This is a genomic window from Pedobacter psychrotolerans, assembly GCF_004340665.1.
Taxonomy (GTDB): domain Bacteria; phylum Bacteroidota; class Bacteroidia; order Sphingobacteriales; family Sphingobacteriaceae; genus Pedobacter; species Pedobacter psychrotolerans.
Map to the genome: position 1 here is coordinate 209762 of NZ_SLWO01000008.1, position 12781 is coordinate 222542.

The following is a 12781-nucleotide window of genomic DNA, read 5'->3' on the forward strand; positions in this document are numbered from 1 at the left end:
TAAACTGAATGATTTCTACCTCTTTTTTTTTTACTCGCTGTGAGTATCAAACTAAAATATTTTAACTTTAATCATTTCCAAATAAATATTTTTTACATTGTACCCATGAAATATTCAATCTCATCTCTTTTACTTTTAGCAGGCTTTGCTTCTTTTGCTCAATCTACTAAAACGATTAAGCAATCCGGTAATCCAATTTTTAAGGGTTGGTATGCAGATCCTGATGCCACTATTTTCAATAATAAATATTGGGTATATCCAACTTATTCTGCTAAGTATAAAGAGCAGGTTTTTATGGATGCATTTTCATCAGATGACTTGATCACCTGGAAAAAACATGATCATATTTTAGATACTTCAGCAGTTAAATGGGCGAACAAAGCCATGTGGGCACCAGCTATCGTTCAAAAAGATAAAAAATACTATTTGTTTTTTGGAGCCAATGATATCCAGAGCGATCAGGAAATTGGAGGTATTGGCGTAGCCGTAGCAGATCGGCCGGAAGGACCATACAAAGATCATCTTGGAAAACCTTTAGTAGATAAATTTCATAATGGCGCACAACCCATAGATCAATTCGTTTTCAAAGATAAAGACGGCCAGTATTACCTGATATATGGTGGCTGGAAACACTGTAATATTGCTAAACTCAATAAAGATTTTAGTGGCTTCCTACCATTTGAAGATGGAAAAATTTTTAAAGAAATTACGCCAGACAACTATGTTGAAGGACCATATATGTTCATCAGAAATGGAAAGTATTATTTCATGTGGAGTGAAGGTGGATGGACTGGCCCCGATTATTCTGTAGCTTATGCAGTAGGTGATTCCCCTTTCGGACCGTTTAAAAGAATTGGCAAAATATTAAAACAAGATCCATCAATTGCAACAGGAGCCGGGCATCATTCTGTTATTATTAATGAGAAAAAGGGTACTTATCATATTGTTTATCACCGTCGCCCATTAACAGAAACTGATGGAAACCATCGTGTTACCTGTATAGACGAGATGAAATTTGATGCCAACGGAATGATTTTACCTGTTGTAATTACCAACGAAGGGGTAAAGGCTCAAAAAGTAAAATAAGTTTTGGTTTCATATTCAGCTTTAAAGCTGAATATGAAATTAATTTGCTTCGAGAACAGCTTTCTCCTGTTTTTTATCAAGCAAGCTAAAACCATAAGCGCATAACAGCAATATGCAAGCTAATCCGAACCAGAGCCAGTTATAGCCCAAATGTCTGGCAATGAAAAACCCACCCAAAGGGCCAATAACCTGGGCGCAAGACCAGCTTAATGTATAGCCCGCCGCATATAGTCCACGATTATGCTCGTTACTCCGGCTAATTACAACAGTATTGATAAATGGTAAAACGAACATTTCACCAATGGTGAATGTAATAATGGTTAATACTGCCGTGATGATATGAAAAACAATCGGAGCACTTAATAATAAATAAGATACAGCAAAGAAAATGGAACCGACGATGATGAAAAACATGGGCGATCTTTTTTTCTCTATTTTATTAATCATGATCATTTCGAACAATGCTATAATTGCACCGTTTAATCCGATAATAATGCCAATGGCAAATTCATCAATATGCCATTCCTCTTTAAAAAATACGGGAACAACCCTGAACATGAGAAATGCACAGGTGATGAAAAGAGTGGTAAGCAAAATAAATTTAACGTAAAAAGCATCCTGCCAAGGTTTTATAATCACCATATTAATTCGGTTTTCTTTCGCCTTTTTCCTAAAATCCTGCACTTTAGGAAGTAAAGCCATAATGGCTACGCCAACCAAAATGCTCACCGATCCTTCTACGATAAAAAGTAGTTTGTAATTGATGGAGGCAATAATACCCGCCATACTAATTCCTACTGACCAACCAATATTTACGGCTAATCTGTTTAATGAGTAGGAACGAGTGATGGTATCTTTTTTTGCATAGTGCGCCACTGCTGTAAAATTTGCAGGTCTGAATGCTTCAGAGAAAAAACTAATCACAACAGCCAAAATACAAAGTGTAGAAAAGTGCGTAATGGTTGAGAATACGATAAAAAGCAGTCCGCCGATAATTGATGATAAAATTTGTACAGGTCTGAAACCAATTATATCCGTTAATTTTCCGCCTGTTGCCGAACCTAAAATAGAACCAACACCAAAAAGTGTGATGATTAGACCTGCATCCATCTCTGTTCTATGCAAACTCTGAGTGACATATAATCCCATAAAAGGTACGGCCATGCTACCACAACGATTAAACATCATGACAATACTTAGCAACCAGGTTTCACGGCTTAGTCCATTAAAAGATGATTTATAGGTATTTAAGATCAGTTTGAGCATATTATTTTTCCAGCGCACAAAAGTAATAAAGCCTTGCTGATTTAATATTAAAATAAAAAGATAGTTGCACTTATTAAATTTGCTATCGATTTTTAGCAGAAAATCTTTCAGGTAGGAGGGAATTAATTGTATTCTTTTTTATCTTTCAGCATTCTATATTTAACAATCTAATCTCTTCAATTTAATGCTTCCATCTCAAAACCTGAAAGATAAACTGATTAACATCAGCCATGATCTGCTTCTGCCTCAAGATTTTCATAATAAACTTGCACCTGCCATTACTTCCTATACTGAACTTCTATTTGAGCTTGGTGAAATAAAGCATGATGAAATATCGGACAGAACACATATTCAATCGAAATTTGGTAGCGCCATTGGTACTTTTTGGGCTGCTAACTGCGTGAAAGAAGTATTAAGAACCCAACGTTTTGTTAGGGGATTACACTTAGCCATTAAAGATAAGCTACTTCATAAAGATGGCCCCATACATGTACTTTATGCCGGTACAGGGCCTTTTGCCACTCTGGCACTGCCTGTAATGGTGCAGTTTAGTCCTGCTGAAGTACAATTTACTTTACTTGAAATTAACGAGAACAGTTATAATAAGTTGGTGGACGTGATTAATGCTTTTGATTTAAACAGTTATGTGAAAGCTATTGAAATTGTTGATGCAACCAGTTATGTTTTGCCAGATGATTGTGTGGATATTGTGATCAGTGAGACGTTAAATCGGGCACTTATTACAGAACCTCAGGTTTTTATCATGCTGAATCTAGCCAGTCAGTTAGGTGAGGATGTAATTTATTTGCCAGAGGAAATTACGGTAAACCTATGTGTAAAAAGGAGAAATGAAAATAAGCCGACCAAGCTTAAAACACTGATCAATTTTAATGTAGATAAAATGAAAGAAATTATCGATCGTTCTGAAAATCTGGAATGGACTTTCGATGAGATAAAAGTAAACATTAAAAACATCGATCCTGCTGATCTTTACTATTCCACTGAGCTGAAGGTATATCGAGATAATTTTTTAGGTTACGAAGATTCTTCCTTGAATTTACTGGAAAAAGTGAAGTTGGAGCATCAAAAAGGGGATGATTTGATCTTTAAATATGCTGCTGCCGTAAAGCCTGGTTTCGTTGCTTACTCAGGTGAAGAGATCAATTCATAGTTTATTTATGATCAATGAAATATGCCGCAGATAATCAATTAATTCAATACAGAATTGGTGACTTAACAACCATTAGCAAGAATATATATATGTGATCTAATATAGAAATCCCTTTTTTTATTCACTACATTTTCCTCAACTTAGCGACATCAATATTTATGCCGCCAGAAAAACCAAAGCCAGTTACCAGAAAACAAACTACCAGAAAGCCTGTGCTAAAGAAGAAAAAGCCAGCTGTACTTTCTATGCAGATGAAAATTGCGCTCGCTGGCTTATTGTTAATTTTGCTTTCACCCCTTTATTATGGTTATGTATTAAATGGTTTTGTTGCCACCTGGCGGTGGGTTAAAGATTGGGGGCAAGATCCAAATTACCGTACATACAAAAGCTTTAATATTAAAATTCCGAAGAAATATACGGTGCATGGTATCGATGTTTCATACTACCAGGGTAAAATAAACTGGCAGAAAGTGAAGGCAATGAAGGAAGATGAGGTTAAAGTCAGCTTTGCCTTTATTAAAGCCACTGAAGGTATTTTACAAGTAGATCCCTATTTTCAGCGCAACTGGCGTGAAGCACCAAAAGCTGGAATTATTTGTGGTGCTTATCATTTTTTCAGACCGAAAAAAAGTGGTAAGGCACAAGCAAAATTTTTCTTACAAGTGGTAAACATCGAAAAAGGCGATTTACCGCCTGTTGTTGATATCGAAACATTAGACGGTGTTTCTCCGCTTAGAATGAGACTGGAACTTTCTGATTTTCTGACTTATGTAGAAATGAAAACAGGTGTCCGGCCTATCATTTATACAGGTTTAAAGTTTTACGAAGATAATCTCGAAGGAAAATTAGATGAATATCCTTTATGGATTGCACATTATTATCAACCCAAATTAAGATTGGATAAAAGCCGTTGGAAGTTTTGGCAACATTCAGACAAAGCCAAAATAAATGGGATAGGTCATGTAGTAGATTTTAATGCATTTAATGGTGACAGCACTTTACTTGCAAATATGCTGGTGAAATAGTTCATTTGTCATTAGTACCTTGGGGAAGGTGTCATCAAGCCATAAAACTATTGAACTTATGACCCCAATACACCAATGAACTATACTGTCCAACTTTCACATTTTTCCAGGAAAAATTCATCAGCCTCTGCACCAATCCCAACTTCTTCAGGTACATCAAGGAAATAACCATTATAAGTTAATCCTCCCACAACAGGATCTACCAGATGACCGAGTAATGCAGTATCTAAATCAAAAAATACTACATTCGGACTTGCCAGTGCAAAGTGAAGATTAGCACTTAAGGCAATCCGACTTTCCAACATACTGCCAATCATGCATTTAATACCCTTTTTTAAAGCTTCCTCATGAATTTTTTGAGCTTCTAAAATTCCGCCTGATTTTGAAAATTTGATATTTAGATAAGTGGTCGATTGACTATTGATCAGCTTTCTGGCATCGTGGTGGTTATAACAGCTTTCATCGGCCATGAGTTTAATGGGAGAATTAAGATTTAATTCTGGCAAATGATCATCATACCAGGTACGCATGGGCTGCTCACAAAATTCAATATTATATTTTTCCAGTTCGCCCAAGGCAAATAGCGCCTCATCAAAATCCCAGCCTTGATTGGCATCCAAACGCAAAATTATTTCAGCACCAATGGCTTCGCGGATTTGTTTAACCCGCTCTATATCATCCTGAACATTTTTCCCTAGCTTGATTTTTAAAATTCGGCAACCTTGACTTTTATACTTTAATGCTGTCTTAGCCATGCCTACCGGCGTATCAATCCCAATCGTCATATCGGTTTCAATGGTTCTTTTGGTTCCACCGAGAAATTTATAGAGTGGCAAGCCTGCATTTTTGGCTGCAATATCAAACAAAGCCATATCGAAAGCACTTTTTATGGTACTGTTATGATCGGCATAAGCCAGAAGATCATTCATTCTTTCCGGTATTTCCAGAGGATCTTTACCTTTTAAAATCGCAGCAAAATCTTTGGCCATCGCAATGCAGGTATCCTGTGTTTCGCCCACAATCATTGGGAAAGCAGAACACTCCCCAATCCCATGAATACCACTATCAGTATAAATTCTAATCAATACATTCTGTGCAAAATGCATGGTTCCGGTTGCAATTACAAAGGGTTCCATCGGGATGCTGAAGCGATATATTTCGGTATGCGTGATTTTCATTTTTTTAAGGTTAAAGGTAAAAAGCTGAAGGTTTTAGGTTTGCTATTCGGAAAGCATTGAAAAAACTCCTGATATTTCTCAAATTACTTTCATCAAATCCTTTCCCAATTCAAGTGTAAGCTGTTGGGATATATTTTTTAATGTGCTTTTGCTATAATCTGCCCGGGCTTTACCTTGCTGCTCATCTTCAATAATCAACTTACCAATTTGCCAGTACGATTCGAGTAATTCAGAATTTGCTGCCCGGTAAACTTTCAGACGAGACTGAATAATGATTTCCTTAACAATGCTGAATAAATCGTTTTTAGCTAATTCCATAAACACAAATTGATCGACATCTAAAATAGAAAAACAAAACTAAAACGGAGCAGCATTGTAGATAATTTATAGCTTTACTTGTTTAATATTATAATCATTATTTCATGTCAAATACACATTCAGAACCCAATAGTTTAATTAACGCATCTTCTCCTTACCTGTTACAACATGCTTATAACCCGGTGCATTGGTATGAATGGGGTACAGAAGCTTTGGAAAAGGCGAAGGCAGAAAATAAGCTGATTTTAGTCAGCATTGGCTATTCAGCCTGTCACTGGTGCCATGTGATGGAACGAGAATGTTTTGAAAACCATGAGGTTGCAGAAGTGATGAACCAGCATTTTGTCTGCATTAAGGTAGATCGGGAAGAACGCCCGGACATTGATCAGATCTATATGTATGCCATCCAGCTCATGACTGGCAGTGGCGGCTGGCCATTGAATTGTATTTGTCTGCCAGATCAGCGGCCGATTTATGGTGGTACGTACTTCCGCAAAACTGATTGGATTAACGTACTGGAAAATGTGGCTGCTCTATGGGCAAATGAACCTGATAAAGCCATAGAATATGCAGAAAGGTTAACTGCTGGTATAAAGGATAGCGAAAAAATAATTGCTGTTGGTCGTAAAGAAGATTATACTCAAGATCATTTAACTGAAATTATTGACCCTTGGAAACGCCATTTTGATATGGGTTATGGAGGTTATAATCGTGAGCCAAAATTTCCGCTCCCCAATAATTGGGTTTTCTTATTGCGATATGGCTTTCTAAATGATGATGAATCCGTTTTTACACCAGTTTGCCATACACTGGAAGAGATGAGCCGCGGGGGAATTTATGATCAGCTGGCTGGAGGCTTTGCCCGTTACTCGGTTGATGATAAATGGCATGTGCCACATTTCGAAAAGATGCTTTACGATAATGCACAATTAATCAGTTTATATATTGAAGCTTATCAATGCACCAAATTTGATTCATTTAAACGCACTGCTGTCGAAAGCATTGAGTGGGTTTTTAATGAAATGACTTCGCCAGATGGATTGTTTTATTCTGCCTTAGATGCGGATAGCGAAGGGGTTGAAGGCAAGTTTTATGTTTGGGATAAAGCAGAGTTTGACCATATTTTAGGAGATGATGCTGCATTGTTGGCTGAATATTATAACGTCACCGAAGAAGGCAACTGGGAAGAGGAGCACACCAATATTCTAAGAAAAACAATTGAAGATGATAGCCTTTTGGCAAAATATGGAATTACGGCTGAAGATTTATATGATAAAGTAAATCAAGCAAAGGCAAAGTTGCTTGAGGTCAGAAACAAACGGATTCGGCCCGGTTTGGATGATAAGTGTTTAACAGCCTGGAATGGCATGATGATTAAAGCACTGGCAGATGCAGCACAGGTTTTGGGCCACGACCTTTATTATCAGAAAGCATCTACGGCTGCAAATTTCATCTTAACCAACATGAAATCTGAAGCAGGTGGTTTGTATCGTAATTATAAAAATGGTAAAGCATCTATCACTGGTTTTTTAGATGACTATGCTTTTCTAATCGAGGCTTTAATGGCTCTTTATGAATATGATTTTAATGAGCAATGGCTAATAGAAGCAAAATCATTGGCTGATTATGTTTTGAATAACTTTAGCGATGATGATTCACCAATGTTGTTTTACACATCGGCAAAAGGTGAAGACCTTATTGCCCGTAAACATGAGGTAATGGATAATGTGATTCCAGCTGCAAATTCTACCATGGCTTTAAATTTAAAGAAACTGGGTTTATTATTTGATCTGGTAAATTACCACGAAAAGGCGGTAGAAATGCTCGCTGCGGTGCATCCCAAAATTAAAACTTATGGTTCAGCTTATTCCAATTGGGCTATTTTACTGCTGAATGAAATTTACGGAATAAACGAAATTGCCATTACCGGTTTAGAAACAGATGTAGTTAAACTGGAGTTAAGCAATCATTATATTCCCAATAAAATTACTTTAGGCGGAACAAAAAGTAACCTACCGCTGTTAAAAGGGAAGCAAAGCAATGAAACAAAAGTTTATATTTGCCGAAATAATGTGTGCCAGTTGCCGGTTAATACTGTTGAGGAAGCATTAGCGTATTTACAATAAATTAATTTAAATGAATATGCTGTAAATCAGCTGTTTATTTAAGTTGTTGTAAGCTTTATTTCATGGTCTTATTCGTACTGTTTGATTTTACGTTCGTACTAGTTTAGTACTACTTATCACGAACTTAAGCCATAATCAAATGAAATCAATAAGAACTGAATTAGCCATCATTAATGGCATCAGATTTATTTTAGTAACCCCTCACAATTCGAATACCGACAAATATCCACTCTATTGCATTGAATACTTTTATAACGGTAAACAATCTAAAGTGAAAGAGGGTGTAAAGACGATTTATAATAAATACTTAGAACAAGTAAAAGAATTTAAATCTGTCAATAAGAAACTATTACTGCTCCGCAATCTGTTCGAGTTTAAAATAAACGAGTTAGTCAAACCTATAAGCGTTAAGGAATCATCTTCAGATTCTACCATAAACATCCAAACCAAGGTCATTGATGCTCTAAATATGTTCTTCGAGTATCATACGAAGCGCCACGAAATAGGGGAGATCAAGGATATCTATAATTATACTGAAAGAGATAAGAAAGTTACCACGTTTATAAATAAGCATTTCGCTAACCTTTTACTCTCTGATCTAAATGCTACTGTCTGGATTGATTATCGCAGCTATTTAAAGAAATGGGGACTTGGCAACAGTACCATTAATCTACAAATGGTTTACGTGAAAGGGTTTTATATATGGTTGAGCCAAATAATGGAATTACCCATTACTAACCACGCCAGTAAGTTAAAGAAACTTGATATTACTCTTCAGACGCCAAAGTACAATGAAATTAAGCAATCATTATTTCTTGAATTCTTTAATGTTGTTAACAATAGTAGATATTTGAGATTGCATTTAATGGCTCGACTTGTAGCGGAAAATACATTGAGACCTATACAAGTGTTAAATATAAAAGTTAAACATGTTGATCTTCCCGATCACTCAATAGTGGTGTTCGATGCTAAAGGTAAGAAATGGCGAAGAGTTATCATAAGTGAAGTTGTTAAGGGGTTGATACAGACCATCTATGATAATACCGCAAACGCAGGAAGAACAATCGATAACGAAGATTACATTATTGGGTTCTTTAATCAAACCAAACAAAGAAAGATTTTTACACAGACTATGTTTAGAGAACGTATTCTATTGCCTTTTAAGGAGGACTTTCCGCAGTTCGCTAATATTCTAATCTACGATTTTAAACACACTAGCATTACCAAAGCTCTGAAAGTTAACAGTGTTTATGAAGTTCAAAAGAGAGCAGGACATAGCAAGGTTACTACTACTCAAATCTATGATCGTAGCGATAGTGTTAGTGAAGCAATCACTATTGAAGAATTGAGTTTAATTAAATAGAATTACTACATATATTACAACTTTAATATCTTTAAAGCGGAGTAGCCATAACAACTACTTCGCTGTTTATGGAGTTTAATTTCTACCCCGAAGTATATAGCTATAATTTAACACTAAATTTAGAAGTACTGAGAGAATATCATGTTGATGCACAATTAATGTACGATTGGGGGAGTAAAAGTAATGACACAGATCTGAAGTTTTACCCTTATTTAGTTACTTTCTATTTAAATGATTTAATGGATATTGATAAGCAGGTTACTTTGCTTATAGACAACGTAAAGCTTAGTACCCCCATAGATCAATCAAAGAAAATAGAGTTCCTCAATTCATTAATGTACCTATGTTTCGAGCTAGAGAAAGAATTATTAAGTACTGCTTTCAATGACGAAGATTTCTTGCAACTGATCAAGATAGGTAAGAAAATCCAACGAATTCAAGAAAAAGAACTCAGTCAGTTTAGCATCAATAGAATAATGTTGGATGATGAAAAGATAGCAAAGAGTGTTAGAGATATAGCCTGCAAACTATTGCTTCACAAATTTAAAGCCTGTGCAAAGCACACTCGCTATAACAAGATATCCTCAATTAATGAAGTTATCAATTTTGTTAATGGCTTCAAAGTTTCAAATGAATCAATACATCTTTCCATATTAGGTCATTGGGCAGATTTGATACAGGCTTATTTGCACAATGGACGTTACTTGATTTCTATTGACAAGACGAAACTGAATACTAAAAATAAAAAGCAATTCCCTCTAACAGTTCAACAAAGTGATTTCATTTATTCCCTATTTGAGTTATTTAACTTCCTTACACCTAGAAATAGAGAGACATTTTCTACTAATGCATATATTAGAAACTGCATAAGTAAATTTGAAGAGTCATTAATTGCAGAATCTACTGATGATTTAAAATAGTTTCTCACGTAATTCTAGACTAACATTTCTGCTCAATACTATGGTCAAATTTGTACCGATGTCAACATTGGCATGAATTTAAAAGTACAAATGATGAATTACCGAAATTCAAGGGCAAATAAACTTTTGCTTTCCTATGAACAAAGCTTTAATGCTTTGAAGAACAACCTAATCAACTGCAATAAAGTTGAACAGCGCGAATACATCAATCGACGAGGAGAATCGCAATTTTATCTGGAGTTTGAGTTTCCTAATGGAAAGGTAACCCAATCTGTTGAAAGTACACAAGAAGTACGTCAATTACTAAATGATTTCTTACATGCGGAGGGTGTTTTTAAGCGAAACAATCCTGACGAATCAGGTGATTCAGTTACTGCTTAGGTTTTATTCGAGGAGAGGCATTCGTCTCTCCTTTTTATTTAATTAAATATTATGAAAACGAGAACAATCTATATTGGCAAAGGCCAATTTATAGCAAACCTATGCGCTTTCCTCCCAGCTAATGCATTTATAAACAAGAGATACCCAGGGGGAGGCGGTACGACAGCAGAGCTTTTAAGCAAACGAAACAGCATCATAATAGTCCCAAATGTACCTGTGATTGTGGGAAAGGTTAAGAAGATGATGGAGGAATATAAACTTGAAGTTTTAGGAATCTATTATCCATTTAACGACCCTAATGCAATAGTTGATTACCTACTAAGCGACGTACCATTTAAAAACATTATGGTAACACCTGAATCTTACAAAAAGCTAGTGAAAGCGTTTGAAAACCCTAAAGTAGCTGAAAAGTTCAACCTTCATAAGGATTTCTTCTTATTATTTGATGAATCTGAGAAGATTGTGCAGGATGTTTCCTATAGGAAATCAATAGTTGAACCACTCAATGATTTCTTTAGATATGCTGAGCGCTCAATGATTTCAGCTACACCAATTCTACCCAGTGACCCAAGATTTGAAGAATATGGGTTTGAACACGTAATATTCCAACCCAAGTTTGAATACTCTAAAGCAATTGAGATTGCCATAACCAACAACATTATATATAGGGTTCGAGATTACTTAAAAGAAAACGTCCATACCCACTATTGTTTCTTTATGAATTCAACAGATGGCATACTTAGCTTGATTAAACATTTAAAGATTGAAAGTGAGAGTCAAGTGTTTTGTGGAGAAGATAGCGTGAAAAAGCTTAGGAACAAGTTAAAGTTCCCAAATGCGACTTCAGAGCTAAAGCCATTAGCTAAATACAATTTCTTTACCTCTAGGTTCTACAGTGCAGTAGACATTGATCTGGATATTAAGCCTAATGTTATTCTTTTAACTGATTTGTTCTTTGCAGGGCAGAGCATATTTGACCCCGCAACAGAAAGTATTCAAGCAATAGGGAGGTTTCGAAATGGAATAAACAAGGCAATTCATATCACTAATATTAACCCAGACATAGAATATCAATCTAGAGAAATGGCACTCAAATTCATTGAGGGTGGATTAGAAGCTTATAAGACGATATACACGTTTAAAGAATCTTCTCTCGCTCATAGTGGTGCTAGAATTGCATACGAACAAGCATTAAAGGCTCTACCGAGTAAGAAATTCGTGATAGAGAATACTGACCAAATCAATTACTTCAGTATCGATAATAGCTTAGATGAACAAATGGTAAGTAGTTATTATTCAAGCGCAGATGTCCTGTTAGCTCGATATAATGAACTACCAAATTTTAAGGTTAATAACTCATCAGTAATTTACACATCATCAGACCAAGACCGCCTAAAAAGAGAGAGAGCTAAAAATGATGTTGACTTGTTTAAGGCTATCGTAGAGCAGTTAGAGAAATTTAAGACACCAAAAGGCTCCTTTGTAATTGATAATAGAATAGAGATAACAAATGAGTTGAATTCTGAAAATCCTGCTATGGTACAGGCATATTTAAAGCACGGAAAGACGATGATTATTAAAGCAAATTATAAGTTTAGCCGATTGAATACCCTGGTTAAGGCAAGAGAAATCGATGCAAGGTTTACAGATATGCCGGTAATTAAAGATGTCCTAACTGCTTTCAATACTAATCAGGATTTGCCTTGTAAGATTGTAAATGCTAAGGTTGTTGGCTTAAAGAGTAAATATGGAATAACTGGAACGACAGGGCAAATATTAATTAGATATTTTACTATATCTGCTAGATATCAGAAGGTAATAAAAGGGGAAAGGCAATGGTGCATAAAACTAACCAATCCCAAGTTTACACTTGATGATTAATGAACCAGTTTTTGTTAAGGTACTATATTTTAACAACCATAATTTAGAACTGGTGCAATTATTATA

At 35.7% G+C, this 12781-nt stretch carries 11 protein-coding genes; 8 read left to right on the top strand and 3 right to left on the bottom strand.

What is annotated here, in order from left to right; translation table 11 throughout:
- Window positions 1–105: 105 nt before the first annotated feature.
- The gene (locus EV200_RS19180; RefSeq protein WP_132535599.1) at window positions 106–1086 is read left to right on the top strand and encodes a glycoside hydrolase family 43 protein; all 981 of its coding nucleotides are present in this window, start codon (window positions 106–108) and stop codon (window positions 1084–1086) included.
- 39 nt (window positions 1087–1125) lie between these two features.
- On the opposite strand, the gene EV200_RS19185 is transcribed toward EV200_RS19180, so the two are convergent.
- On the bottom strand, window positions 1126–2352 hold the full coding sequence (locus EV200_RS19185; protein ID WP_132535601.1) for an MFS transporter: 1227 nt from the start codon (window positions 2350–2352) through the stop codon (window positions 1126–1128).
- A gap of 184 nt (window positions 2353–2536) precedes the next feature.
- Between EV200_RS19185 and EV200_RS19190 the strand changes: the two genes are divergently transcribed.
- Both EV200_RS19190 and EV200_RS19195 read left to right on the top strand, forming a co-directional pair.
- Complete coding sequence (locus EV200_RS19190; protein WP_132535603.1) at window positions 2537–3523, top strand: SAM-dependent methyltransferase; 987 nt, start codon at window positions 2537–2539, stop codon at window positions 3521–3523.
- Between the two features lie 158 nt (window positions 3524–3681).
- Entirely contained in the window at window positions 3682–4548 is an 867-nt protein-coding gene (locus EV200_RS19195; protein ID WP_132535605.1) for a glycoside hydrolase family 25 protein, read from the top strand.
- Window positions 4549–4628: 80 nt separating this feature from the next.
- Here the strand turns inward: EV200_RS19195 and EV200_RS19200 are convergent, their stop codons facing one another.
- Both EV200_RS19200 and EV200_RS19205 read right to left on the bottom strand, forming a co-directional pair.
- The gene (locus EV200_RS19200) at window positions 4629–5726 is read right to left on the bottom strand and encodes a mandelate racemase/muconate lactonizing enzyme family protein (RefSeq protein WP_132535607.1); all 1098 of its coding nucleotides are present in this window, start codon (window positions 5724–5726) and stop codon (window positions 4629–4631) included.
- 78 nt (window positions 5727–5804) lie between these two features.
- Entirely contained in the window at window positions 5805–6044 is a 240-nt protein-coding gene (locus tag EV200_RS19205) for a DUF1016 N-terminal domain-containing protein (RefSeq protein WP_208864576.1), read from the bottom strand.
- Between the two features lie 104 nt (window positions 6045–6148).
- Here EV200_RS19205 and EV200_RS19210 point away from each other — a divergent pair, with 104 nt between their 5' ends.
- The 5 genes from EV200_RS19210 (at window position 6149) to EV200_RS19230 (ending at window position 12715) form a co-directional block, all read left to right on the top strand.
- Window positions 6149–8170 carry a thioredoxin domain-containing protein gene (locus EV200_RS19210; RefSeq protein WP_132535609.1) on the top strand — a complete coding sequence of 674 codons (2022 nt, stop codon included), beginning with the start codon at window positions 6149–6151 and terminating at the stop codon, window positions 8168–8170.
- Between the two features lie 139 nt (window positions 8171–8309).
- The gene (locus EV200_RS19215) at window positions 8310–9533 is read left to right on the top strand and encodes a tyrosine-type recombinase/integrase (RefSeq protein ID WP_132535611.1); all 1224 of its coding nucleotides are present in this window, start codon (window positions 8310–8312) and stop codon (window positions 9531–9533) included.
- A 68-nt stretch (window positions 9534–9601) separates the two neighbouring features.
- Window positions 9602–10453, top strand: a complete 852-nt coding sequence (locus tag EV200_RS19220; RefSeq protein WP_132535613.1) for a hypothetical protein — start codon at window positions 9602–9604, stop codon at window positions 10451–10453.
- A 72-nt stretch (window positions 10454–10525) separates the two neighbouring features.
- Window positions 10526–10834, top strand: a complete 309-nt coding sequence (locus EV200_RS19225) for a hypothetical protein (protein WP_132535615.1) — start codon at window positions 10526–10528, stop codon at window positions 10832–10834.
- Window positions 10835–10885: 51 nt separating this feature from the next.
- Window positions 10886–12715 carry a DEAD/DEAH box helicase family protein gene (locus EV200_RS19230; RefSeq protein ID WP_132535617.1) on the top strand — a complete coding sequence of 610 codons (1830 nt, stop codon included), beginning with the start codon at window positions 10886–10888 and terminating at the stop codon, window positions 12713–12715.
- Window positions 12716–12781: the final 66 nt, after the last annotated feature.

Coding starts and splice junctions, on each gene's coding strand:
- EV200_RS19185 (WP_132535601.1), bottom strand. CDS start 2,352: ATGCTCAAACTGATCTTAAATACCTATAAATCATCTTTTAATGGACTA.
- EV200_RS19230 (WP_132535617.1), top strand. CDS start 10,886: ATGAAAACGAGAACAATCTATATTGGCAAAGGCCAATTTATAGCAAAC.
- EV200_RS19190 (WP_132535603.1), top strand. CDS start 2,537: ATGCTTCCATCTCAAAACCTGAAAGATAAACTGATTAACATCAGCCAT.
- EV200_RS19225 (WP_132535615.1), top strand. CDS start 10,526: ATGAATTTAAAAGTACAAATGATGAATTACCGAAATTCAAGGGCAAAT.
- EV200_RS19215 (WP_132535611.1), top strand. CDS start 8,310: ATGAAATCAATAAGAACTGAATTAGCCATCATTAATGGCATCAGATTT.
- EV200_RS19195 (WP_132535605.1), top strand. CDS start 3,682: ATGCCGCCAGAAAAACCAAAGCCAGTTACCAGAAAACAAACTACCAGA.
- EV200_RS19210 (WP_132535609.1), top strand. CDS start 6,149: ATGTCAAATACACATTCAGAACCCAATAGTTTAATTAACGCATCTTCT.
- EV200_RS19200 (WP_132535607.1), bottom strand. CDS start 5,726: ATGAAAATCACGCATACCGAAATATATCGCTTCAGCATCCCGATGGAA.
- EV200_RS19220 (WP_132535613.1), top strand. CDS start 9,602: ATGGAGTTTAATTTCTACCCCGAAGTATATAGCTATAATTTAACACTA.
- EV200_RS19180 (WP_132535599.1), top strand. CDS start 106: ATGAAATATTCAATCTCATCTCTTTTACTTTTAGCAGGCTTTGCTTCT.
- EV200_RS19205 (WP_208864576.1), bottom strand. CDS start 6,044: ATGGAATTAGCTAAAAACGATTTATTCAGCATTGTTAAGGAAATCATT.